Raw genomic sequence first — 24,275 nt, 5'->3', positions numbered from 1 at the left:
CACCTCCTCTCTAGGCCTCTTCATAGTTAGATAATTTATCTAGAATACTTGTCACTATTCTATCTTGTTTAGTATTTGAAGGAATCTCTGTATTTCTATTTTCATACATATCATTTACTAACTTCTTTTGTAGTAAGATTGCAAGCTTAACAGCCTTTTCATCTGCCTTATAGAAAATCCCAACCATACTATCTATATAAGCTTCAGCTGCTTCAATAAAAGACTCAATATCTTCATCATCATCTTCAAAATCAATCTTTAGGTATCTCTTCGTTTCCTCCAGTGTCAACATCTTCATCACCTACTTTCTCAGTAGCATTATTATTCTGTTGCCAACTTCCTTTACCTGCTAACAAGTCCTTAAGCAATATCTGTCCTGAAGGTAATGTAATAATCTTATCTCCACCAATTCTCTCAACTCCTAAAAGATCCTTTGCATAATCTAAATCATAAACACCATTTTTAACATAGGTACTTATAACATTTGCTTGAGTTAAACTATCAAGTCTTAACATTACATTGGTGTTAAATCTAATCTTATAACCTTTTTTTCTTTCAGTTTGAGTTAGAAGCTTCCAGTCTCCCTCTTGCTCTATTGCTGTGAAGATAACCTGGAGTGTATCTACTAAAAAAGCTAGATTATCCTGCTCATCACTTTTAGCATTTTCTTTCATTTCCCCAAGTTTTGATAAGGGAACTCCAAAAGATGCTGCTATATCTTTCTTACTCATAAACCTAAGTTCAGCAAACTGTGCATCAGTTAAGCTAAGATTTAAGGATGAAGCATTATATCCAGCTGGAACTGTAAATATCTTTCCGTTATTAGTGTATATCCTATCAAATTTCCTTTGAATTTTCTTTAATTCACTTTCTTCTTTAATATCATTTGTCAGCTGAACCACTATTTTATTAGTTAATCCATTTGAGAATAAGGTATTAAGGTAATTTTGACTTTTAATACTTGTATCTAAGCTTTCTTTAAGTATTGATTTATTGGCTTTAGCATTGATTCCATCTATACTAAAATCTCTTAGAATTATCATGTCTTTATCGAAACAAGAACCTGTTTCTCCATTTACCCCTTGAAAGTCATATAGAATCTTATTATTTTTACTAGATTTAATTAATCCAGCATCATCAACTGTAATTGTGTCTATCTTTACAGGATATAATCCATCTATCTTGCTGCCTTTTCTATCTATAAACAATCCACTTATACCTTCATGTTTTGATATAGCAACAAAACTTTTAAACACATCAACAGCATTCATATATGGGTTTGGTCTTAATCTTAGTAAATCATATAGATAATGATCTCTTGCTACTATCTCCCCTTTATCAGTTTCCTGCTTAACTTGAAAAGGACATTTAGCTATAGATTCAGAAATAATTTTAATGCAGCTGAAATAAGTACTCTCTTGTAATCCACTGCTAAATGGTGAATCCTCATAACCTTTTTCAAAGCTATAAACTTCTTTCCAGTCATTTACCTCAGTTTCTCTCTTTTCACTATTTAATCTATCAAATATCAACTATCTCACCTCTTCTCTTTTCTGAATTTAAATAAAAATACTGAGTAAGCTATCAATATAAAGCCTAGAAAGTACATTCCAAAAACTACAGAAACATAAAAATTAGTGAAGATAATAATAATCAGCCCAACAAAAAAGACCATTTCCATAACAAACATTTCATTATGAATGGTCTTATTAAGGATCTTATTAAGTTTTTCTTTCATCTTTCCACCTCTTCACTACCAGTCCATTTTATCAAGTTCATCTATTGCATTATATGATGGTATTCCATTGGCTTCTATAGCAAGATTTAATCCCATTAACATAGCTATAATTCCATCTATCTTAAACTCAGATTTAGTTTTACTATACCTGGTGCCTCCATCATTAACTACGGCTACAACCTTCTTGGCCATAAGATTAAATACTTCATTATCAGCTATTATTATCTTTCCATCAATTAATAAGTTTTCAAAATCACTTATGGTTGGTGACATTGTTCCAGTACCTTGACCTAATGCTATTACATCCCACTTATTTTCTAGCCTGTTTATAATAGTTGGTGAACCCCATCTATCAAAACCTATCTGCTCAAAAGGAGTATTCTCATCATATTCATATAACTTATCTAACACATTTTCAAAGTTTACATACTTTCCTTCAGTAGCTATAAGATGTCCATCTTTAACCCATCTAGGATAATCATTTCCATCAAGTTCAGCTCTTTCATACATATTATCTCCTGGAGTATATAAGTGAGGATAAATAATAAATACACAAGACTCTTCATCATAAAATACTTGGACAAAAGCTGTTATATCATTCTTAGATGATAAGTCAAATCCATTCCAACTCTTCCAACCTTCAAGGTCTTTTAAATTAATCTTTCTTAAAGCTTTACTCCATAGCTCCATATTAATGGCACCTTTGATTTCATCAGTAGCTATGTGTTGATTTAAATATAATCTCCTGAATTTAGCTTCAAAAGTTTTCATGGCACTTGCTTTATTAGCTAATTTAATAAAGTCAGATAGCTTTTTAAATATACCTAGTGCCGGATTAGCATTAATCCATTCTTGTACATCCCATATTTCACAATCTTTCTTTGATTCAAACACAGCTCCAAAGAAAGTATCATCATCAACTTCTCCATTATCTATTTTCTTGGAGTAGTTATACATCTGAAATTCTAAATTTTCATCATCTTCACCATCTGATGCAGTAGTTGTTGTAAACATTAATGGCTCATCCCACAAACCCATACCAGTTATAAGTTTTGAATAAGCATCTGTTTTCTTATACTCATGAGTTTCATCAAGAACAGCAATATAAGTAGCGTAGGAATCAAGGTTACTTCCCTCATTTGCTAGAACTCTAAGCCAACTATTAGTAGACTTTCTATACATTATCTTCTTAGATTCAGTTATCTTAACATACTTGCGTAAAGTCCTATTACCTTTTATAGTTTGGAATATTGTATTAAATAGGTTTGTAGCTTGTTTAATATCATTGGCTACGATTATGTATTCTGCTCCATAAACATCTTCAGTAAAGTATAAATAGATTATGATCCAGGCAACTAATGAGCCTTTCCCATTTTTTCTACCTATATTTAAATGTGCTTCTTTAAATCTTCTAAAGCCTGTCTCTCTACTCTTCACACAAAGTATTGAAGTTAATATCTTAAACTGAAATCTTAGCAGCCTTACTTTAGTTCCTTTCTTTCCTTTGTCCAGGGTAAGCTTAGAAATAAACTTAGAAATCTTCCTGGCTTCTTGTTCATCAAAGTAAAACTCTTCATCATCATATTTTAATTTCTGCTCTCTTATTACTTCTTCAACTTCATAAGTAGTTTCATAAACTATATGAGCATCAATTAAACTTTTAATCTTTTCAGTTATCATCTACTAATCATGGATTCCATTTCAGGATCTCCATCTCCATCATTATTGAAATTGATGTTTTTATTCATTCTAGCTCTAGCTGCTGGAGTAATTCCTAACTCTTTCATCCAACTCCTCATTTCCTGTTGAGCTTTATTTGCTATAGATACCTCTGGTCTTTGCTGCTCATAACCTTCTTCATTTACAACCATAGACATTCCTTCTTTTAATAGGATCTGCTCACACCTTTTCCATTTAGAATAATTTACACAATACCCTTCAAGAGCTTTCACGTCTTTATCTGTAAAATCTCTATCCTCAGCTTTTAGTAATCTAATAATTCTCTTCCATTCTTCAGTGGCATATTCATCAAACCACTTAGGACACGTTAATTTCCTTGCCAATACTTTTCACCTCCAAGTGTAAAATTTTAATGTTCGTATTTCAATTTTTTGCATACCCCCTATAGCAAAAAGTCCCGAAAAAATTCTTGTAGTACTAGGCATCGAGACCTTTCTAGCCTTCTAAAACTTTTGCACCCTCCCCCCGGTATCGCTATAAATTGAACTCAGTTTCAAACATCATTTTTATTTCTAATAATATAGTCTGCATTTTCTTTTTTTCTTTAAAACCTTTATCATATTCTCTATGTACTCTAGCATGATTACTTTTAGTTAGATATATTAGATTATCATAGTCTAGTCTTAAATCCCACTCATCTTTTAACTCTTTGATATGATGTACAGCATAACCTTCAACAATCTTTCCTGTCCTATAGAATTCTAGAATATCAATATGCAAACATCTTCCTTTAACTTCTTCCTTTTTTCTATCCCATGTAGGACTTCTATAGAAGCTTTGACACATAGCTTCATACTTGTCCTTCATTCTTTCCTTGCGGTACTTATTCCACCTTTTCTTTCTCTCCTTCTCATATACTGCTTGATGATAAGGACAAAACATAACACCATCATCAAGTATCTTACTGCAGCTATGATATGAGCATTGCTTCTTTATCATTACTTCTTAGGTGGCTTTGTTGGTGGAGTAATATTATTACATACTCTAACACCACCACCTCTATATGTTTGTTTTGGAGTAGGTGTCTTTAAGCTTCCTATTGCATATCCTAGAATAAGCACTAATAATAATTCCATTATCTATCACCTCATTTTTGCTACTAAAATAGTAACCACATTGTTAAAAATATCAACAAGTATCCCTTGAATGTTCGTGTTTTGCCCTTTTGAATGTTCTATTTTCTTGGAGAATCACACATTCATTTAAAACTTTCTCTACTAATATAAGTCATTAATTTTTTGACCTCTAATATTAACACCTTAATTTTTTAAACATTCATAGGATAAAAAATAAATATCATCTCACAAAATCACTTAATGATTTACTTGCTTGATGATATCTTTCTTTATCTAATCCTAAATAACGTTTTGTTTCTTCAATGTTACTATGACCTAATAATTCTTTTACAAGCAGAATATCTCGGTCATTATCAATATAGATTTTATAGGCATAAGTCTTTCTCATGCTATGAGCGGTAATGTTATCTAATCCAAAATATTCAGCTGCATCTTTTAAAATATTACTAACTGCTGGAACTCCTATTGATTTATTCGTTCCTTTTCTACTTGGAAATGCATACTCATAATCTTTTTTATCTTTTATATAATCTCTAAGTAGTTTAGATACTTTAGGAATAATTTCAACCGTCCTAGGCTTTCTATTTTTTTCTTTAATAAACTTTGACTTAGATTTCTTTCCTTCCATGATTTCAAACTCTCTATGCCTAAGAGCTTCTTTAATGTCTCTGACCTTTAACCTAACTAAATCACCTGCTCTATATCCTGTAGTTATTCCAACAATAAAAAGTACATAGTTTCTTTCACTTCTATATCTTAGATAGTCTTGAATATCTAAAACATCTCTAGTGTTTTTTATAGGACTAGCAGGTCTTTTCTTTCTCATTTCATTTTCTCACCTACCTTTGCCTTATGGCTCCTTTTTCTCTTTTGTAGCTCCTAGACTTCATACATTCATTTATTCCCTCAAAAGGATCATAAAATAAGGTCATGTTTTCACATGACCTACTATCTAAGCATTTCTTACATTCAGTAGGAGACTTAGCACATATAACTTTATCTCCATGGAATTTTATGTTTAAATTTAGTTTTCTTTTAGTTGTCATTTGCTGAGCCTCCTTAATTTAGAGTATAAAAAAGACACCCAATAAATTGAGTGTCTTTCTATAGCTATTTAATTACTTACAGTATATGATCTAACTTCATATGAAGATATTTTATCAAATACAACATACTCTTTTACTTCTTTGTATGGTTGAATCTTTTTATTGAATCCAAACTTAGGTTGTCCTTTACCATTGCTGCTATCAAACCAATTTGTAAAAGCTTCTATTTCACTATTAGGTAAATCATATTCCTTAGTTTGACCATTAGTCATTGTTATAGCTAAGATAGCTCTATCATTACTAGGTTGAACAACTGTTACATCACAAGTTGCTGTTAAATTAGTGCCATCCTTTGTTTTAGCTGTTATTGTAACATTCCCTGGCTTTATAGCAGTAACTTTTCCACTTGAATCTACTGTAGCTATCCCAGTATCGCTTGATGACCATTCAATGTTCTTATTCTCTGCATTGTCTGGCTTTACTGTGGCTATTAAATCTTCAGTTTGTCCAACATTTAAACTTAAAGAAGTTTTATTTAATGATATTTCACTTACAGCAACCGTTGACGCATCAACTAGATATCCATAGGAATCTATGTCTATTGCATCAAGAACCATTACTCCTACTGCTGTCATTTCTATGGTATGAAAGCCCATTTCTAAATTATTTTTTTCATATACAAGTATTTGTCTTACACTTCCTAAAGAAGTTATCTCACTTGTATAATTGCTAAAACTTCCTGAATCAACACCATCTATACTTACTAAATTGTTTGTTCCACAATCATTCCATCTAGTTGCTATTACTCTAAATTTAGTCCCATAAAATTTAATTGTTATTTTGTCACCTTGCAAACTTACATGTCTAGTTCCGTTATAATCATAACTACTATCCTTTCTTCTTCCATCATTAGTCTCTATATATTTAATTTTGCTATCTGTATCGTCAAATCTTTGCCATCCAGCTTCCGGACTAGATAATTGTTGTCCTACTGTTGCAGCTGAAACTCTGTCCCCTTGCATCCAAGTTAAAGAGAATATTGTTGCCAATATTACTACTAAACTAAATGCGATAAATTTCTTTTTTGATTGTATTTTCATTATTATGTCCCCCTCAAATTTAATCTACTAGTATTATATCTTGTACTATTTTGTAAATTCAAGGATTTATTTACTACATTTTCCCACATATTATTTTATTTTTTATAATATAAGTAAATTTTGCAAAGATAATTTATATTATTATTAAAATAGGTAACAAAAAAGCAGCCACTCAATCGTAGCTGCTCTATAAAAGGTAGGGAACAAATAATGAAAAATTTCTTATGGTCATCTTATATTTTTATTATAGAGTTTCTATATGTCTTCCATGTGTCATCACTATAAACATTCTATTAACAACTATTAACTTATCTTAATAATAAAAAGCACCTACCCACTCATAGATGCTTTTAAGACTTAATTTATTATCACATTTTAAATGATATCACAAAGAAATGAAACTATTCTACATACTAAAGTGATATTATTCTGCTACTTTTCTGATACTTAATTCTTTTTTGCTTGGATAAACTATTGGAATCATCTTATCAATAGCCTTATCTCTTAATCTTCTTACCCAAGCTTCACTAAGATCCATCTGCTTGGCTACAAAGCACCAAGACTTATTTCTATACTTCAGATACTTAAAGTAGATAACATCTCTCTCATTATCATTTAATACATTTAGTGCATTATCTATTCTTTCTTTTCTTATTTCATTGGATCTTTTAAGTTCTCTTAATCTTACTATCTTTTCTTCCTTACTTAATACTTCATTCTCTATAGGTCTATTTATTTTATATGTATGACTAGACTTTTCTCCCATACTTATTGATGATATACCCACATAATCATTTTCTAGTTCCTCGATGTCTAGTTCTAAATTCCTTATTGAGTTTTCTAAATCAATATAATCATTTAACATTCCTTCTATTAACTTTCCTTGGCTTATCAAATTTCTTCCTCCTTAATCACATCTATGTTATAATATATATGTAACTAAATGAGGTTTAAAGAGAGCTTAAAGGTCTGGAAACTTGCAGCTCTCTTTTTTTGTTTAATTAAAATTATTTATTCCCCATACATAACCTTCTCTTTGAGTTATCTTACCTTCTAGGGATAAATGCATTAGCAGCATAAAGACTTCTTCAGAGCTTCTTTTTAAGATTCTAGACATTTCTTTTATGCCTGTACCATACTCCCATAATCTTATAGCTCTATCTATTTCTTTTGAATACCAACAAAAATCCATATTAGGCAAGATGGTTACTAACTTATCAGTATTCTTTTTTCCTTTCATTTTCACCTCACTGTATTTATATTAAAAATATTCTTAAGAATTTATGAGGGTTTACAGCGCTTTCATAGAATTATTGAACAAAAATACCGCATATTCTTTTATTGAAAAGTGCGGTATCATAAATTATCCTTTTTGATATTATTTATATATTGATCATATTATTTTTCTTCTTTCTAAATAAAAAAATATTATATCCAACTAGAAAAACAAAAAATACAAGTGAACCTAAAAACAATTTGTCTCCTGAACTGTAATCTATCCCAACATACACAACATATACTGCCATGCTCCAAATAACTGATATTATTTTCTTTAACTTAGGTGCTAAGTCGTGTATTAGTGCTAATACTATGAATGCTCTAATATAAAATGTTACTAATGCAACTTTTTCAATTTGAATTTCCATAGCATTTGATAATAAATTTTCTAATACTGAAATTAATAACAAGGCAATAAAACTACCCCCTATTAGCATCAACCACTTTTTCCAATTAGGTAAATTAAGTTTATTGCTATCTACCAAAACATATTTTCTTTTCATATTTCCCCCTAAATTATGTTTAACTTTTACTTAGCATTAAAAATATCATATTATTTTAGCATCCAAATTTTAAAGAGTTTTTATTCAGAAGTAAAAAATACCACTAATTCATTTGAATATTATCGCTTAACCATATAACTTCTTATTGAGAATATTGACTCATTACTAATTTAATAAATCTATCTCTATCTTCGTCCCATATTTTAGAAAGATCACTTGAATATTCATATATAGCATAAGAATTTCTTTTCTCTAATTCATCAAGTATATTCAGCATACGTTGTTGCTTTTCAACACCTTCAATTTCTACTTCCTTACTCTTGTCCATATAACTCATATGAGTTGTATTAATTCTAATAGTTGGAGCAATAGGATTTTTAGAATTAATAATTACAGCAAATGTCTTCCCTACCTCATCAAGTGGAGCAACTACTCCAGGCATTATTACTCCTTGTTTGTGCCTAATAATTTGTTGGTATGCCCACACTATATCATCAATTTTTATTATATCCAAACTAAAGGTGTTAAGTTTCAAAATCCAAGAATCAGTAATTATTACATTTCCATATCTTACAGAATCTCCTCTTAATATCTCATTATTTATATATTGAGCCACATCATAAAAGTATCCATAAACTGATAGTGCTTTATTTACTGAATAAATTTTAATACTTTTCAATTTTCTTATAAATCTAACTGGCCCCATTATAAATACAAAGAACACGACGCTTAGTATCATTAAACCTATCCCTCTATAAAATGCTATAAATATCGACAATAATGTTAATACAACTATTAAAATAATGATATTACGCCTTATTCTTTTAATTTGTAGAGCTATAAATTCTTCCTTCATAAAGTTCCCCCTAAAAATTTTTTGAAGTATTATTTAATAATTGTATTTATTGAAAACATATTATTATATCTACTATCCCTCTTGCATTAAAATAATATGTCACATTTTACAATTATAAAGCGATTATATCATATTTATCCAACACTGTATTATTTAATTTTCAAAGAACATCACAAAACCCTACTTCCTCATCCCCTCCAAGCAATCCTCACAAACATATTTCCCTTTAAAGCTTTGTCCACCTTTTATGTGGCCGCAGATGGTGCAGCCTGGATTATATTTTCTTAGGATCATTGTTTTATCCTCGGTGAATACCTCAAGTGAGTCTGCAATATCAATATTCATTACTGTTCTTAACTCCTTTGGTAGTACTATTCTTCCCAGCTCGTCTACTTTTCTTACCATTCCTGTACTTTTCATAATTATCCTCCTAAAAATTTATTCTTCGATTTCATCTTTTTTCAAGTCTTTGCTTTCATGGCAGTTATGACATTCTGCGCTGCATACAACCTCATAACCTTTGATAATGTCTTTTACTTCGTTGCACATGCATTGAAAGACTTGGCAGTATTTAATAAACATAACCTTCTCCTTTGCTCTATAAGTATCAGCTTATCAAGCTCTATACTCTTAGTTAATACCCTATTATCACTAATTCCATACATATCCATAGCTTTATGTAAACTTCTTCGCTTTCTCTCTATTATCGATAGTACTTTTTTCATCTTCATTCTCCTCCCCTAATGTTCACCGATATTTAATTGCATATTTCTTTTGTTAATTTATTTCACTAATTTCTTAAGGTGTCCGCCACGGACACTTTTTGATTCTTGCTGCTTTTTATCTAAAATTTCCTTAGTTAATTGCTTATATCTTAAAGTGGCTAGATAGTTTATCTTTTCACCTTTGTACTGAGTAACTAACTGCATTTCATCTGCATGATGATAAAGTTTATCTGCATAGTCATAGAACTTGGATATAACATCAAACTCTTTATCACTTAAAACAACTGACATTTAACCCCTCCCCTAAAATGGTATATCACCATCATCTGTTGGAGTCATATCATCAAAACTTGGTATAGAGCCTTGTTTTCTATAGCTTAGAAAACTTACTTCATTTGCAACTACTTCAGTGACATATCTCTTAGTACCATCTTTCCAATCATAAGACCTAGTTTGAATTCTCCCACTAATAGCCATCATACTGCCTTTAGTCATATAGTTAGCTGTGTTTTCAGCCTGTTTACCCCATATTGTTATCGAGATAAAATCAGCTTCTCTCTTACCTGTTGATGAATTAAACTTGTCTACTGCCAATGTTACTGTGGTTACAGCTGTTCCATTACCTGGTGTAAACTTAAGCTCTGGATCTTTTGTCAATCTCCCTATGAGTACTACTTTATTCATCCTTGTCCTCCTCATCATCCCAGCCTAATAGTTTTTTCTCTAAGGCATCATAGTCATATTGACGGCCAGTGAAATTATCAAACCTTAACTTGCCCTTATTGGAGCTTTGATAGTTTGTATTATTGCTTGGGTTCACTATTTGAGTCCTTGATTTATTATCGTAGTTACCTTCAAGAATTTTTATATAGTTAGACTCTTTTAATACCCAATCAAAGCCACAGTTTGACCACTTCCCATCCCTACCTGATAGAAAATCACTAGATTCAACCTTTGAGAATAGCTCTGCAATCTTTTCAAGACTTTTAAGTTTTCTATAAAGAGATTTCATAGACTTATCACGAGCTTTTGACCTAGCCTTAACTTTAGGTAAGGACTTACAGATAGCATTATACTGAGCTATGATTTCTTCATATGGAACTTTGCTTGTATCATTTGCAGATGAAGTCTCAGATGTTTCATCTGAAGAAGTGTCTTGCACACTATATATATTATTTATCTTTTCTTTTATATTTTTATTTTCATTTTTATTTTCCCCACGTATCGTAGTACGTGCCGTAGGAATGGCTTGATTTCGCCCTTTGTTATTTTCTTCCACATTGGCAATTTTACTTGATTCTTCTGTTGACGTATCGTGGTACGTGCCGTCATAGGTGCCGTAGTACGTACCGTATTCTTTTAAGCATTCAATAATAAATAACTTTAATTTTTCATTCTTTACTCCATCAAGTACATATAAGACAAGATCTTTGTCATCTATAGTTTTTAATTCGGACTTTATACAACATTCAATAGGTAGTCCACCATTAACTAGGTTATATTTACCCCAATTTTTTATAGCAACCTCACCAGTATCTTTGTTATATTTAATCAGCTTATAATTGCACTCAAAGCGTTCTAGTAAAGATGTAGTTGATTCTATACTATATCCAAGCTCAAAGGCTAAAACCTTCCTAGGTATTCTATAAACTCCTATTTGTTTTGTATGTGAATTAGTCAAAAGATAAAGCCAAAACAGCTTATCCTCTGGTGTAAATCTCTCTATAACTTTTGTATCATTCCAAAAATCTGTATAAACATATCTAAATTTAGCCATCATTACCTCCTATTCAAAAAGCTTATTTTCTTTTGTTTTCTACAGGTTAACTGGTTATCTGTATTTCTGTTTAACGGGTTAAATGGTTAAATGGTTAACTTCTTATCCAGTTAACTGTTTTTCTGGTTAACTGTCTATAAACCTTCGTAAATGTGATTATATAAGGCACTTCTACTCTTTTTCCATACATTTCTAGTATAAATATAATTCCATAGAGCAACCTATTATGGAATACCTTGCTTATAAGAATTGTATCTTGATTTGAAAATTTCCCCTTGATACAATTCAGTTAAGGCAAAATGTTTTTTAATTTTCAAACATTTAACCCTTTCAATAGTTTAATCTGTTTCTTTACTCAAAAGGTGGATCATATTTGTTGAAGTTTAGGCTTCTTCAAATATGATTTTTTTATCTTATATATATTTTTGTATTCCAAACTAATCATTTAATAAGTTCTTCTCTATTTCTTTTATAAATTAAAACTTTATAACTTTTTATAAAGTTTTAATTATTTAATTGTTTAGTTGTTTAACTGTTTAAAGTTACAACTATCAAAGATTATTTTTATTTCTCAAACACCCAAAGATAACTATGTATCTTTCTAGCATGTTGCTGCTTATATCTAGGTTTTGGTTTCTTATCACTAACTAATATAAATAAATCTTTAGCATATAATCCAAGAGCTTTAGCAATTTCATATATCTCTATATGACTCCATTTTTGCTTTCCTGCATATATTTCATCTTGACACTTACAAAGAATAAATCCTCCTGGTTGAGTTATTCTTATTAATTCCTTTAAACCATCTTTATAGAGATGAATTATATCTTCATGGGTGGTAAATCTCGTAGTGTTATAGCATTCAACCATACCTTTTAAGTTAGTTATTCTTGCATATGGCGGATCTAATACACTATGATTAAATGAATTATCCTTATAGGGTAAGTATCTAAAATCAATACCTGTTTTTAAATCTGAACCAACTATCTCATACTTTGATTTATCTACTTCTTTCCAAAATACTCCTTTACCCCAAGTAACATCAGCAATTCTATCGCCTTTAATAAAATATAAATCTGTTACATTCTTAATCAATCCTGAATTACTTCCTACATGTACTGTGTATATTGGATTCTCTATTTTACAATTCTCCAACTTAATTCACCTACTCTACAAATTCTTTATAGGCTTAACTACTTCTTCATAAAGTTCTTCTACCTTATAGGTGTCTAACCCCTCTGCTTCTTTCTTCTCTTTAAACTTCTTTATCTCTAAGGCTAGTTTTAATGTCTTAACTAATCCTATTTGCTCTGGTGTTACTTTTCTTTCAATGTCTGATGGAAGCATCCACGATATAGCTTCATATAAGCTTTTTAAGTCAGAATAACCACCAAACTCCTTAAACTCTTCTATTACTTCTTTTGAGAATTTCTTTCTATTAAGCTTAGGTTTTATTGGTGGTAATATTCCATCTTCTCTAAGCTGCTCTCTTATATCTTTATTAAATTTTTTCTCTGCATTGGTTAATCTTTTATACTTCTTCTTTTTAACTGATCCCATATTATTCAACTCCTAGTATCTATCTTCTTCACTATCTATCAAAGGCATCTCAAACACCAACCCATCCGAATATCCATGATCTCTCAAGGTTATCCTCATCAAGTCAAAGGCATCATATTGCCCCTTAACCTCATGATCAAATTCAGTCCACTTCTGTCCTTTTTTGTGCAGCATGCTTTTTAGTGTTCTCACCATTTCTTCACAAAGTTCTTGTATTGTTTGCAGCTGCTCCTTATTTTCAAAGGTAAACTTAGTTGTCTTGTGTTTCTTCTCTTTAGCTTTAGGTTCTGGATAAATCTCTTTTAGTAGTTCTTTATCTCGCTTTTTTTCTACTGGCTGCTTAATTCCTTCTATGAGGATACTGATTTCTTCTTTTGATTCTTTTGGATCTAAGTTCTTTATTTGTTTCGCTATTTCTTTTTGCTCTTGAGGTTTTAGGTTGGATATTATTTCAGCTTGGGTTACTGTAAGCTTATCCTTGTCTAAGTCCTCTTTTAAATCCTCTGAGAGCTTTTTGTTTATCTTTTGATATCTTCCTACCTGAGTTCCTGATTTACCTAATACTTTTCCTATTGCTTCTCTTGTTTTGCCTTCTATCTGCTCACCATTGGATTTCTTAGCTTTATAGATTTCTTCTAATCTACTAATACCTCTCATGAATTCAGAAGGTGTAAGTTCTCTAGTTCTTGCATTAGCTTCAATCAATAGGATTTCTGAGTCTATGTCTGATAGATTCCTTTGCACTTTACATGGTACTTTTTTAAAGCCTAACTTCTTTAATGCATGGTACCTTCTTTCTCCTGAGAGTATTTCATACTTTCCTTCTTTTTCTCTTACAACTAGGTTGTGAAGTAAGCCTTGTTCTTTTATGGATTCTGATAGTTCATCAATTTCCCTTATTCCATAGAAGTTATTGCTTGATGGTTCTAACAGCTCTATGTTTATTTCTAAAAGGGAAAACTTATCTTTTGCATCAAAGCTATTAACTTTTTCAGATAACCCTTGTAAGAACATTTACTATTTCCTCCGTTAGTTTGATGTAGTCTTTAGCACTATTTGATTTAGGATCATGGTATATGACTGGTGTTTCATGGAATGTGCTTTTAGTTACAGCAACATTTTCTCTTATTGTTTGTTTTAGAAATTTATCTCCAAGTATTTGATCTAGTTCTGCTTTTATATCTCTGTTGATTGTTGTAGACTTGTCCATAGTTATAAAGGCACCTAATAAGTTTAGGTGTGGGTTGAATTCCTCTCTAGTTTCTTCTATAGCTGACATTAGGTACTCAAATCCATCTAATGCAAACTTGTCTATTTTAATAGGTACTAGTACCTCTGTAGATGCAACTAATGCATTAGTCGTTAAGATGTTTAATGATGGTGGACAGTCTATTAATATAAAGTCAAATTCATGGTCTAATGAATCTATCCATTTCTTAAGTCTTGTTTCTCTAGCTTTTCTAGTATCAAGCATTATCTCATTCTCAGCCATGATAAGCTTTATGTTACCTGGTACTATTTGAAGGGCATTGTATTTTGTAGCTTTTATATAAATACCTGTTTCACCTTTTAAAAGCTCATAACTGGATAAGTCATCTTCCTTATAACTTGATAAATACTTTGTTGCATTAGATTGTGGATCAATATCTATAATCAATACTGAATAACCCATTTTATCTAAAGCAGCTCCTATGTTTGTGGTGGAAATAGTCTTACCTACTCCACCCTTAATGTTTAAAAAACTTATAACTCTTGTTCCCATAAAATCACCCCTTAAAAATTCTTTCCAGCTATAGCTACAATTTTCTTTCCTGTCTTAGGATCTATCCATGATCTCATTTCAACCTTAATCTTTCTCATTTTTATAAGCTCCTTTACATCAAATATTTAATTATGTTATAATGGAGCTACGATGCTCGAACATCGTAGTCCTAAAAATTACATAAAAAGATAAACTCTTTTTATAAGGGTTTATTTTTTTGCCCTTTTTTAGATATATAGTCGTATTCTTCTGTAGGCCCAATGACAAAATAGTTATCATCACCTAAAACTAAGGTATATGGAATGTCATCCACTATTGTTGCTACTGTTATATGTCCTGCAAATGCTTCAATAAATAAACTTTCACCCTTATCTTCAAATGTAACCTTTCTAAATTTAATTGAAGTTATAAGTTTTCTACCTAAAATAGCTGCTCCAAAATGTATAGTTGAGTCTTCAGGTATTTTAAAAGCATGTTCCTCATTATCTTTCATTTTGGATATATCAAATATAATGTTTGTATAATCCTTCATATAAGTTTCCTCCTCAATCTTTGGCAAAAGTAACAACTGATATCAGCTTACCCGCCACGCTATTTATTCTGTTTATGCTGCTATGAAATTCTAGCCTTTCATCTTCTGATATGATTCCATCTGACATTATCTTTTTTAAAGATGTTACAGCAGGATCAAGTTCATCTTGTGCAAGTATAGTCTGAAATGCCATATCAACATTGGTTTTAGGTGTTATTATTTCTGGTAAATACTTACCTAAAACACTGCTATTTTTGATATGCCACCATGCTAAAAGCGGTGTATTATAAGCCATAGCCATCCTATCCACTATCTCATCTGGAACTTTTGTTTTGTTATTCTCATAGTCTGATATAGACCTTTCACTAACTCCCAATAGCTCAGAAGCTTTAGCTTGAGTTAAACCCGCATTCTCCCTGCAAGTTTTGTAGTAATTTACGCATGTTTCATTCATTCCTTTTATACCTCTCGTCATTTATAATTAAATTATGTTAATCACATCTAAATACATATAAATTTCTATTTGCAGGGTTCCCACTTACTCTGCTCTTTTTCTTAAGTATTGATTTCAACAACAGCTGTACTGATTTTTACAATGACATTTTTAAGCTTGTTATTTTCTTTCTCAAGCTCTTTAAGCTTTTGTTCAAGCTCAACTTCTTTTTTTGTCTTATAGTTGTTAGCTACAACATCCATATACTCCATTAATCTACTCTCATGGATTCTCCAATCCTTACCTACCTTAAAAGCTTTAATACGATTATTTTTGATTTCTCTTACTACCGTCTCTTTACAAACTGATAATATTTCTCCTGCTTCTTGTGTTGAATATGCTTTCATTTTCTTCTACTCCTTTCTTTCACAGTCCTAAACAACATTTAGTTGTCTGGACTTTTAAAAAAAATATTCTCAATTGATGTATTAAAATATTTAGCTATTTTATGTGCTATTTCTAAATTAGGATTTCTTACCCCAGTTTCTATCATTCCATAGTAGCTAGTGCTTACTCCTACAGCTTTAGCCACCTCCTTTTGCTTTAAATTATTACAAGTTCTATATTGTAATAATTTATTAGACCTAGAATTATCCAAAATGCTTTCCTCCATTCTTTGCAACAATTTGTTGTTCTATACTTTTATATTAACCAACACTTAGTTGTTTGTCAACAATTAAAACAACTTTTTGTTGGATTATTTTTTTATTACAACTCGTCGTTGTATAATATTACTATAAATAACTAGGTAAGGTGATTATATGTTTGATATTAGACTCAAAGAGCTTCGCTCTGAAAAGGATATTTTGCAAAAAGACGTTGCGAAATATTTGAATATTACTACTAGTGCATATGGATTCTATGAACAAGGAAAGAGAGTTCCTGATATTGAAATAATAAATAAATTAGCAGACTTTTTTAATGTATCTACAGATTATTTGCTTGGAAAATCAGATATAAAAGAACCTGCTGAAAAGATTTTAGAAAGAAATAAAGAAAATGAATATACTATTGCTCTACATAACAATAATGGTTATGATGAAGAACTTCCTGAAGAAGCTAGGAAAGAAATCGATAATTTTATTGAATATGTTAGACAGAAGTATGGGAAGAAAGAATAAAAATAAGGTGTCCGTGACGGACACTTAATTTTTACATTTACACTGTATATATTTATTAATTAGAATATTTTTTTACATATTTGTTTTTTTATATTATTTATTCTTTTATTTCTATTAGGAGGATTAATTTATGGAATCATTTAGAGATTTATATATACCTGAAAATCTAAAATTAGCTGATATTGAAAATAATACTATGATTACTCATCAGCAGCAACTAAAGCTAATGGATCCTTATAAATTTGAAGAAATGACTGAGGTATGGTGCTCTGAGAAGATTGGAAGTAAGTATACTGATGTTAAGCGTTTTTCTGGTTCTGGAGATAAAGGCAGAGATATTGTTGGTTATTTTAATACAACTGGAAATATAAAAATTGATATATATCAGTGTAAACATTATGATAATAAAATAAGCTTATCAGATATAAAAAAAGAATTTTATAAACTATGTTATTTTACATACAACAATACTTATCCTATTCCTGAAAATTATTACATAGTTTCTCCACAAGGTTGTAGTACCGATTTAAGGACAAACTATATAGATAAGCCACAGCAAATAAATACATTAATAAATGAGGAAATCAAAAATGGAACTGCACTTGTAGGAAAAATTAATTTGAAGAAAGTTAAAGGGTTGATTGATTATGTTAATAAGTTTGATTTTTCTATAGTTCATGAACTTCAACCTAATCAATTAATAAAAGAATTTTCTTGTTCAAAATTCTTTATTTACTATTTTTTTACGATATATCCAAAGTTAAAAATTGATGAGCTCCCAGTTCCAGAAGATATAACACTTAGTGAGAAATTATATATCGATAGGCTACTTGAGATTTATTCCGAGTTAGATGGAATTATACATTCCGATATAGCTTCTTTAAAAAGATCTTATGTGTCTCATCTTGACCAACAGCGTTCTTATTTCTATTCAACTGAATCTTTAAGGCGTGCTGTAAGAGACAGCCTTCCTTCAATGGATTATTTTAATCAAGCCGAAGATATTATTCATAAAGGAATTTCAGATATACTTTCTAACTTTTCATACAACGGCTTTAATAAACTCGAAAAATCTCTCGAGAGAAGTGTATTATTAAACCTGGATGCATGTCAATTAAAAAATGTACTTAGACCAAATGAAAAAATGGGAGTTTGTCATAATCTTGCTAATGAAAACAAAGTTAGGTGGGTTGAAAATGATTGATAATTATAATCTTTTACTAAATAGTCCTTTAGAGATAGGTTTAAGATCTCTTATAATACTTTCCATTAATACTCATAAATCTTTTGATATAGAGTTATTATCATATTATGATTATTACTCTACTCATCTATATGATTTAGATAACTCATATGAAAGTCTTCATCCCCTAACTCCATATAGATTTGGTGAACTAATAACTAAACAACAAATATTAAAAGCAGGATTAGCATTGATGATTAAAAAAAATCTTATAACAATTGAATTAGATTATGATGGAATAAAATATAAAACAACACATAATACAATAACATTCCTTAAATATTTTAACTCAAACTATTTCATAAAACTAAAGAATAATATAGAAATTTGCTCCAAATTACTAAATAATATTGATAAAGATGAACTAAAAAATAAATTTGAAGTTTTATATAACAATATTTCAACTAACAATACTTTTGAAAGTGTAATTAGAGGTGTTTAAATGTTTAAAAATAGATTTACTATTAATTCTTTGTCATTTGAAGGAAGTAGGAAAAAGCAAGTTCTCAATTTATTTGATGGTCTAAACATAATTTATGGACCTTCAAATACAGGTAAATCATTGATAGTAGAATTTATTAATTATGTATTTGGATCAGATAATTATGAAGATTTTTATGAAGTAAATGAAATTAATCAATACAATGTGGTTATATTAGAAATAACTGATAAATATAATAAAACTTACTCTATTACAAGAGATTTACATAACCCTGACTCCGATATTTGGGTATCAGGTGACAATTTTTTAAGAGCTTTTAGACCTAAATTTAGAACATCAGAAAAAAACATAATTTCAGACTTTTTATTAAAAATTACAAGTGCAACAGATTTAAAAATAATAAAAAATGCTAGCTTTGAAAAAAAGAATTATACATTTTTCTATCAAAGATTAACTAGCATTATTGATGAGGATAAAATAATTTCAAAAAAATATTCTCCATTTCTAAGTGGACAAAATTATGATAAAACTAAAGAAATTTCTGCATTTAAAGTAATGATTACTGATACTGATTATTCAGATGTCCCAGATATTGATAAAAAGGCTATGACAAAAAGTAAAATAGATGCACAAAAAGATTTTATAGATAATTTAAAAGATGAAGTTAATAATCAAATTATAGAATTAAATAAAAATTTTGATAAAAATCAATATTATATTTTAAAAAATGCTATTGAAAAATTTAACAACATGATTGATGACTTTAATACTAAAATAAATTCACTATATCATAATCGTGACTCTTTTGAAAAAGAACTTGATAAATATAAATCTAAACTAATTTTTACAGAGGAACTAATTAATAGATTTATACTTCATAAAAAATTCTTAGAAAGTGATAAAGAACGACTAAATTTTATTATAGAAGGTAATTTATATCTAGATAGACTTCTAGATCATAATTGTCCCATTTGTAATTCAAATATAGATATTAATTTAATATTAGCAAATACCGATAGTTCAATCATTGATTTAGAAAAAATTAAATCAGCGTATAAAGCTGAAATGAGTAAAATTCTATACCAATTAACAGATATTGAATTATCTATTGAGAATGAAGAAAAAGAACTTGAACATATAAACTCAATAATTTTTGAGTTGGATGAAAACATTGATTTCTTAAATGCAGAATTGAAATCTTTTAATGAAAATAAGATGAAAATACATGAGATGAATATGGAATCATTTAACGAACTAGAGCGTATTAAATCCATTATTGAAGACAAGCAATCAATGCTCGAAAATTTGAATATTAAGTTATCAAACTTAAATAAAATGAAACCTTCAAGTAAAATCACCTACTCTAAAGATATCTCTGATGAGGATTCATTAACTCTCTCCCAAAATATACAAAATATTCTTGAGGGATTCGATTACGATAAAGAATATGGTCGTATTAATGAAATATTATTTGATATAGACAAATTGGATATAAAGATTAACAATAAATCTAGGACTAGTAATGGAAAAGGTGTTAGAGCTTTAATAGCATCATGTATGGCAATTGCTTTGATGAAATTTGCTATAGATAATGATAAAATTCATCCTGGTTTTGTAATTTTAGACTCTCCTCTTCTATCTTTTAAAGAAAGAGAAAAAACTGATAAATCTGAAATAATTAATGAAAAAGTTCAAGATATGTTTTTTAAATATTTGTCTACTTTTACTGGAATGCAAATAATTGTTTTAGAAAATACAACACCACCTGAAAAACTTAATGCTAATTTAATTCATTTTACGGGTACTGAAATTGATAGAAACGGATTGCTATAATCAACATATAATTATTTTTAAAATATATAAAAAATTTAAAATTAAATAAAATAAAGGTGTTCATAATTGACACCTTTATTTTATTTAATTTTCAAAATATTTATTTATATGTAAATTTATAAATACATCTTTGCCATAGTTATTATTTTTACAATATTTATAGGTTCTTTAACTCTTTCTTCACTAATAACTAATTTATTAATTATAAAACTTAAGAATTTAGATAAAATTTTTATATTACTTTTTTGTATATTGTTAGTAACTTCTTTGATATTATTCATAGTATCTTCTCGATATACATAAAAATCATCAAATGGATTATTATTAATGTACCTAGGTAAGTATATTTTATCTAAGTCATTTGGGTAAAATATTAAAATGAAAGTCACAAGATTTTTTCTTCTTTTATCACTAAGCAACTCTTCTGCACAAAAATCTTCTAAATACGCAAATCGTTTTGTCAAATTCTTGTCATCTACAAATTCTATTAGATTAATATCTTCGTTATTAAGTGTTATATATAATGGATTCCTTTCCATATCGATTTTCATGCTGAATTTGGTTTTATATTCAAGCAAATCATTAAAAATTTCTCTATAGAATTCAAATAGTATTATTATATAAAGTATCATAATTACATTAAAAACATCTTTTCTACTCATATTGTATAAAAATGATATATCACTCCCAGCTTCACTCATAGAATCATATAAATCATTTAACATTATATACTTATTAAATACTTTTTTTATTTTCCTTGGATTTGTGAAGTTTATATGTTTTAGAAAATTATTTACTAGCTTAACTTCAGACTCATTAACTTCATCTTCTTTATACATCCTAACATAAAAATCTCTTACTATAGGATACAAATAACACTCTTCAGGCATGCTAAAACTGATATCAAAAATTTTCTCGAGATACTCTTCTGCTGTGATTACATTTTTATATCTAACATTTATAGATTGGTTTACAGAATTTTTATCTATAGCGCAGAAATACACTACATCTTTACTTTCAGAAAAAAAGTGTTTTATTGCTGACAATAAGTCTAATACTTTACTAGGTTCACATCTATCTAAATCATCTATAAAAATTATTATTCTTTTATTTAATTTTTTACTATAATCTTCTAGCAGTTTCTTAAATGTAGAATTAAATTTATTTACAGCACTATAATAAGATGTTTTTTTTACAGAATCACCCATCTCATTGATTGTATCTTTACCACTTTTCCCAATTGGAATTTTTACACCAAATACATTAATTTCAGTATTTAAAATCATATTTTTCCCAAAGCAAAATAGTGTCTTAGCGCTTAATTTAACTTCTTTAATAAATTTATTAAAATCTCTGACCTCCTTTTCTATTTCATTTACAATAGCTTCAAATAAAGATAAAGCCAATTCTACATCATTCTCATATCTCCATGCCTCAAATTTTATACATTTATATTTTTTTGTATTCTTAGATATATAATCCATTACAGTTGTTTTTCCACTTCCCCATGCACCATATAAAGCTATTATATTATTATTTTCTAAATAATTATTGGTATTATCTAAAACATTTAAAATAGATTTAGCTTTATAGTATGTACCAAACAAATCATTAACTTCGTCTAATTCATGTGGTCTATTTTGATAAACCCTTCTTTCCATAATTATCCTCCCCATTTATTAATCAATATACATATAGTACCATATTATTACATATAATCCTATAAATATTCGTCCTTCTACTAACTCATCTAAAAAAGAACATAGGTTCTCATATTTATGATATAATATTTCCATACTTTAGATAAAAGGGGTAGTGATATATGGAAATATTAGAAAAGATATATAAAATAATCGAAGAAGAAGGTATAATAGTTGAGGAAGTAAAATTTAAATATTACTATATGGATGGAATCTATTTTAAGGTTCCAGGGTTATCACCTACTATTGGAATTAGGAAATCTATCTCAAATAATTCTAAAAGACTGGTTTCTACTCTCGCTGAGGAACTGGGTCATCATTTCACATCTTACGGAGATTTAACAGCTGAATGCTTTGTCTACTCCGAGAAAATCCAAAGATCAAAACAAGAAAGAATAGCTAGAAAGTGGGCTACTGAATTCATCATGCCCTATGATAAGCTTATAAAAGCTATTAAGAAAGGCTGTAGGTCTATTGATGACTTATCAGACTATTTTATTGTTACACCTGCTTTTGTGTTAGATAGGTTTTATTTCTTACGCTTAGAAAGACCTAATTTAAATATAGAAGGTATCTCCTATTCCATAAATCAATCAATTTATTATGATAAGGAGAATGTTCATTATGAGAGGTAGTGTGATTAAAAGAAGTAATACCTGGTACTATAGGGTTGATGTTGGCATAGATCCTGTTACTGGACTAAGAAAGAGAAAATCTAAGGGAGGTTTTAGAACTAAAGTTGAAGCTGAAGCTGCTCTGGCTAAGGTTATCAATAAAGTTAATTCAGGAACTTTTATTGAAGAATCTAAGATGACTGTTGAGGAATATCTAGATTATTGGCTTAATACTTATTGCAAAGCTAATTTAGCTCCTTCTACTCTTAAGAGATATAGAGAATTAGCTAAGACTATAAAGAAGTATCTAGGCAAGACTAAGTTAGCTGCTCTTAAGTCTACTGATATTCAAGAGTTCTATAATGAACTGTTAACAGAAACTAATCTATCTTCAACTACCATATTAAAAGTTCACAGAATGTTCCATACGTCTTATAAGAATGCGTATTCATTGAAGTTAGTAACTTCTATACCTACTAGTGCTGTAAAGCCTCCTAGAGCCAATAAAGTTGATTTTACTGTTTGGGATGGTGAAGAAGCTAATTTATTCTTGGAACTTATTAAGGAACATAATATATACATACCAGTATTACTGGCTCTTCAAACTGGGATGAGATTAGGTGAGATATTAGCCTTAAGATGGGATAACATTAATATTCCTGGTAAATCCTTGGCTGTTAGAAATAGCTTAAGCTATATAAAGAATGAGATTATCATAAAAAGACCTAAGACTTCAAGCTCCATTAGAACCATAGCTCTTATGGATTCAACTGTTAAGGAACTTAATGCTTTAAAGAAAAAGCAGTTACTTTTAAAAACTGAAAATAAAATCCAATATGATTATGTATGCTGTTGGTTAGAAGATGGTCGCCATATGCTTCCTGATTATGTGTCTAAGACTTTTCAGAAGTTGATTAAACAATATAATTTTAAGAAAATAAGATTCCATGATTTAAGGCATACTCATGCTACTCTACTATTGCAGCAAGGTACTCATTCTAAAATAGTTAGTGAACGTTTGGGGCATGCAAATATCAGTATGACTTTAGATATCTACTCTCATGTTCTTCCTAATATGCAGCTTGAAGCTGTACGTAAACTTGAAGATATTTTTGACTAAATTTTTTACTTCGGCC

General features: G+C 29.4%; 34 protein-coding genes. 6 read left to right on the top strand and 28 right to left on the bottom strand.

Translation table 11 applies throughout. From position 1 onward, the window contains the following. Positions 1 to 10: 10 nt before the first annotated feature. The 27 genes from BUA92_RS01020 to BUA92_RS00895 form a co-directional block, all read right to left on the bottom strand. On the bottom strand, positions 11 to 292 hold the full coding sequence (locus BUA92_RS01020; RefSeq protein WP_341410781.1) for a head-tail connector protein: 282 nt from the start codon (positions 290 to 292) through the stop codon (positions 11 to 13). Then, positions 252 to 1,532: a phage portal protein gene (locus BUA92_RS01015; protein WP_073015903.1), complete on the bottom strand. Its 1,281-nt coding sequence runs from the start codon at positions 1,530 to 1,532 to the stop codon at positions 252 to 254. Before BUA92_RS01015 ends, BUA92_RS01020 begins: the two co-directional genes overlap by 41 nt. A gap of 5 nt (positions 1,533 to 1,537) precedes the next feature. After that, positions 1,538 to 1,738 (bottom strand): hypothetical protein, encoded by a 201-nt coding sequence (locus BUA92_RS01010; protein ID WP_073015902.1) that lies wholly within the window; start codon positions 1,736 to 1,738, stop codon positions 1,538 to 1,540. Between the two features lie 15 nt (positions 1,739 to 1,753). Then, positions 1,754 to 3,418 carry a terminase large subunit gene (locus BUA92_RS01005; RefSeq protein WP_073015901.1) on the bottom strand — a complete coding sequence of 555 codons (1,665 nt, stop codon included), beginning with the start codon at positions 3,416 to 3,418 and terminating at the stop codon, positions 1,754 to 1,756. Beyond that, complete coding sequence (locus BUA92_RS01000; protein ID WP_073015900.1) at positions 3,415 to 3,801, bottom strand: phage terminase small subunit P27 family; 387 nt, start codon at positions 3,799 to 3,801, stop codon at positions 3,415 to 3,417. The genes BUA92_RS01005 and BUA92_RS01000 overlap by 4 nt, the downstream gene beginning before the upstream one ends. Positions 3,802 to 3,952: 151 nt before the next feature. After that, positions 3,953 to 4,417, bottom strand: coding sequence for a hypothetical protein (locus tag BUA92_RS00995; protein WP_073015899.1), 465 nt, complete (start codon positions 4,415 to 4,417; stop codon positions 3,953 to 3,955). Continuing rightward, entirely contained in the window at positions 4,417 to 4,554 is a 138-nt protein-coding gene (locus BUA92_RS23110) for a hypothetical protein (RefSeq protein WP_175550824.1), read from the bottom strand. Before BUA92_RS23110 ends, BUA92_RS00995 begins: the two co-directional genes overlap by 1 nt. A gap of 220 nt (positions 4,555 to 4,774) precedes the next feature. Next, positions 4,775 to 5,380: a tyrosine-type recombinase/integrase gene (locus BUA92_RS00990; protein WP_073015898.1), complete on the bottom strand. Its 606-nt coding sequence runs from the start codon at positions 5,378 to 5,380 to the stop codon at positions 4,775 to 4,777. 13 nt (positions 5,381 to 5,393) lie between these two features. Beyond that, entirely contained in the window at positions 5,394 to 5,600 is a 207-nt protein-coding gene (locus tag BUA92_RS00985; RefSeq protein ID WP_073015897.1) for a hypothetical protein, read from the bottom strand. A gap of 68 nt (positions 5,601 to 5,668) precedes the next feature. Next, positions 5,669 to 6,700 (bottom strand): Ig-like domain-containing protein, encoded by a 1,032-nt coding sequence (locus BUA92_RS00980; RefSeq protein ID WP_073015896.1) that lies wholly within the window; start codon positions 6,698 to 6,700, stop codon positions 5,669 to 5,671. A gap of 424 nt (positions 6,701 to 7,124) precedes the next feature. After that, positions 7,125 to 7,595 carry a sigma factor-like helix-turn-helix DNA-binding protein gene (locus BUA92_RS00975; RefSeq protein WP_083553357.1) on the bottom strand — a complete coding sequence of 157 codons (471 nt, stop codon included), beginning with the start codon at positions 7,593 to 7,595 and terminating at the stop codon, positions 7,125 to 7,127. A 102-nt stretch (positions 7,596 to 7,697) separates the two neighbouring features. Beyond that, the gene (locus tag BUA92_RS00970) at positions 7,698 to 7,940 is read right to left on the bottom strand and encodes a hypothetical protein (protein ID WP_073015895.1); all 243 of its coding nucleotides are present in this window, start codon (positions 7,938 to 7,940) and stop codon (positions 7,698 to 7,700) included. Positions 7,941 to 8,082: 142 nt separating this feature from the next. Beyond that, the gene (locus BUA92_RS00965; protein ID WP_073015894.1) at positions 8,083 to 8,481 is read right to left on the bottom strand and encodes a hypothetical protein; all 399 of its coding nucleotides are present in this window, start codon (positions 8,479 to 8,481) and stop codon (positions 8,083 to 8,085) included. Between the two features lie 142 nt (positions 8,482 to 8,623). Continuing rightward, positions 8,624 to 9,337 carry a hypothetical protein gene (locus BUA92_RS00960; protein ID WP_073015893.1) on the bottom strand — a complete coding sequence of 238 codons (714 nt, stop codon included), beginning with the start codon at positions 9,335 to 9,337 and terminating at the stop codon, positions 8,624 to 8,626. Between the two features lie 180 nt (positions 9,338 to 9,517). Next, positions 9,518 to 9,757, bottom strand: coding sequence for an AbrB/MazE/SpoVT family DNA-binding domain-containing protein (locus BUA92_RS00955; RefSeq protein WP_073015892.1), 240 nt, complete (start codon positions 9,755 to 9,757; stop codon positions 9,518 to 9,520). A 113-nt stretch (positions 9,758 to 9,870) separates the two neighbouring features. Beyond that, positions 9,871 to 10,062 (bottom strand): aspartyl-phosphate phosphatase Spo0E family protein, encoded by a 192-nt coding sequence (locus BUA92_RS00950; RefSeq protein ID WP_073015891.1) that lies wholly within the window; start codon positions 10,060 to 10,062, stop codon positions 9,871 to 9,873. A gap of 57 nt (positions 10,063 to 10,119) precedes the next feature. Continuing rightward, complete coding sequence (locus BUA92_RS00945) at positions 10,120 to 10,353, bottom strand: hypothetical protein (RefSeq protein ID WP_073015890.1); 234 nt, start codon at positions 10,351 to 10,353, stop codon at positions 10,120 to 10,122. Positions 10,354 to 10,365: 12 nt separating this feature from the next. Then, positions 10,366 to 10,746 carry a single-stranded DNA-binding protein gene (locus tag BUA92_RS00940; RefSeq protein WP_073015889.1) on the bottom strand — a complete coding sequence of 127 codons (381 nt, stop codon included), beginning with the start codon at positions 10,744 to 10,746 and terminating at the stop codon, positions 10,366 to 10,368. Then, positions 10,739 to 11,839, bottom strand: a complete 1,101-nt coding sequence (locus tag BUA92_RS00935) for a hypothetical protein (protein ID WP_073015888.1) — start codon at positions 11,837 to 11,839, stop codon at positions 10,739 to 10,741. Before BUA92_RS00935 ends, BUA92_RS00940 begins: the two co-directional genes overlap by 8 nt. Positions 11,840 to 12,403: 564 nt before the next feature. Continuing rightward, the gene (locus BUA92_RS00930; protein ID WP_073015887.1) at positions 12,404 to 12,994 is read right to left on the bottom strand and encodes a DNA methyltransferase; all 591 of its coding nucleotides are present in this window, start codon (positions 12,992 to 12,994) and stop codon (positions 12,404 to 12,406) included. A gap of 15 nt (positions 12,995 to 13,009) precedes the next feature. After that, positions 13,010 to 13,399: a hypothetical protein gene (locus BUA92_RS00925; RefSeq protein WP_073015886.1), complete on the bottom strand. Its 390-nt coding sequence runs from the start codon at positions 13,397 to 13,399 to the stop codon at positions 13,010 to 13,012. Positions 13,400 to 13,411: 12 nt separating this feature from the next. Beyond that, on the bottom strand, positions 13,412 to 14,413 hold the full coding sequence (locus tag BUA92_RS00920; protein WP_073015885.1) for a ParB/RepB/Spo0J family partition protein: 1,002 nt from the start codon (positions 14,411 to 14,413) through the stop codon (positions 13,412 to 13,414). After that, a complete protein-coding gene (locus BUA92_RS00915; protein WP_073015884.1) occupies positions 14,391 to 15,161 on the bottom strand; it encodes a ParA family protein in 771 nt (256 codons plus the stop codon). The genes BUA92_RS00920 and BUA92_RS00915 overlap by 23 nt, the downstream gene beginning before the upstream one ends. A 199-nt stretch (positions 15,162 to 15,360) precedes the next feature. Then, the gene (locus tag BUA92_RS00910) at positions 15,361 to 15,693 is read right to left on the bottom strand and encodes a hypothetical protein (protein WP_073015883.1); all 333 of its coding nucleotides are present in this window, start codon (positions 15,691 to 15,693) and stop codon (positions 15,361 to 15,363) included. Positions 15,694 to 15,706: 13 nt separating this feature from the next. Continuing rightward, on the bottom strand, positions 15,707 to 16,168 hold the full coding sequence (locus tag BUA92_RS00905; RefSeq protein ID WP_083553355.1) for a helix-turn-helix domain-containing protein: 462 nt from the start codon (positions 16,166 to 16,168) through the stop codon (positions 15,707 to 15,709). 80 nt (positions 16,169 to 16,248) lie between these two features. Next, the gene (locus BUA92_RS00900) at positions 16,249 to 16,533 is read right to left on the bottom strand and encodes a helix-turn-helix domain-containing protein (RefSeq protein WP_073015881.1); all 285 of its coding nucleotides are present in this window, start codon (positions 16,531 to 16,533) and stop codon (positions 16,249 to 16,251) included. Positions 16,534 to 16,571: 38 nt separating this feature from the next. After that, complete coding sequence (locus tag BUA92_RS00895) at positions 16,572 to 16,784, bottom strand: helix-turn-helix transcriptional regulator (RefSeq protein ID WP_242950030.1); 213 nt, start codon at positions 16,782 to 16,784, stop codon at positions 16,572 to 16,574. Positions 16,785 to 16,947: 163 nt separating this feature from the next. Here BUA92_RS00895 and BUA92_RS00890 point away from each other — a divergent pair, with 163 nt between their 5' ends. The 4 genes from BUA92_RS00890 to BUA92_RS00875 all read left to right on the top strand — a co-directional run bounded on the left by BUA92_RS00890 (position 16,948) and on the right by BUA92_RS00875 (position 20,825). Beyond that, positions 16,948 to 17,307 carry a helix-turn-helix domain-containing protein gene (locus tag BUA92_RS00890; protein ID WP_073015879.1) on the top strand — a complete coding sequence of 120 codons (360 nt, stop codon included), beginning with the start codon at positions 16,948 to 16,950 and terminating at the stop codon, positions 17,305 to 17,307. A 130-nt stretch (positions 17,308 to 17,437) separates the two neighbouring features. Next, on the top strand, positions 17,438 to 18,511 hold the full coding sequence (locus tag BUA92_RS00885; RefSeq protein ID WP_073015878.1) for an ABC-three component system protein: 1,074 nt from the start codon (positions 17,438 to 17,440) through the stop codon (positions 18,509 to 18,511). Then, complete coding sequence (locus tag BUA92_RS00880) at positions 18,504 to 18,992, top strand: ABC-three component system middle component 2 (RefSeq protein ID WP_073015877.1); 489 nt, start codon at positions 18,504 to 18,506, stop codon at positions 18,990 to 18,992. The genes BUA92_RS00885 and BUA92_RS00880 overlap by 8 nt, the downstream gene beginning before the upstream one ends. Next, entirely contained in the window at positions 18,993 to 20,825 is a 1,833-nt protein-coding gene (locus tag BUA92_RS00875; protein WP_073015876.1) for a coiled-coil domain-containing protein, read from the top strand. A 116-nt stretch (positions 20,826 to 20,941) separates the two neighbouring features. Here BUA92_RS00875 and BUA92_RS00870 read toward each other — a convergent pair whose 3' ends face one another. Beyond that, a complete protein-coding gene (locus tag BUA92_RS00870) occupies positions 20,942 to 22,486 on the bottom strand; it encodes a KAP family P-loop NTPase fold protein (RefSeq protein ID WP_073015875.1) in 1,545 nt (514 codons plus the stop codon). Positions 22,487 to 22,647: 161 nt separating this feature from the next. On the opposite strand from BUA92_RS00870, the gene BUA92_RS00865 reads away from it, so the two are divergent. Together BUA92_RS00865 and BUA92_RS00860 are read left to right on the top strand one after the other, a co-directional pair. Continuing rightward, positions 22,648 to 23,160, top strand: coding sequence for an ImmA/IrrE family metallo-endopeptidase (locus BUA92_RS00865; protein WP_073015874.1), 513 nt, complete (start codon positions 22,648 to 22,650; stop codon positions 23,158 to 23,160). After that, positions 23,150 to 24,259, top strand: coding sequence for a site-specific integrase (locus BUA92_RS00860; protein ID WP_073015873.1), 1,110 nt, complete (start codon positions 23,150 to 23,152; stop codon positions 24,257 to 24,259). Before BUA92_RS00865 ends, BUA92_RS00860 begins: the two co-directional genes overlap by 11 nt. The last annotated feature ends 16 nt before the right edge of the window (positions 24,260 to 24,275 follow it).

Source organism: Clostridium intestinale DSM 6191, from assembly GCF_900130055.1.
Classification (GTDB): Bacteria; Bacillota; Clostridia; order Clostridiales; family Clostridiaceae; genus Clostridium_T; species Clostridium_T intestinale.
The sequence above is the reverse complement of the archived record's forward strand: the minus strand, read 5'-3'. Positions and strand labels throughout refer to the sequence as shown.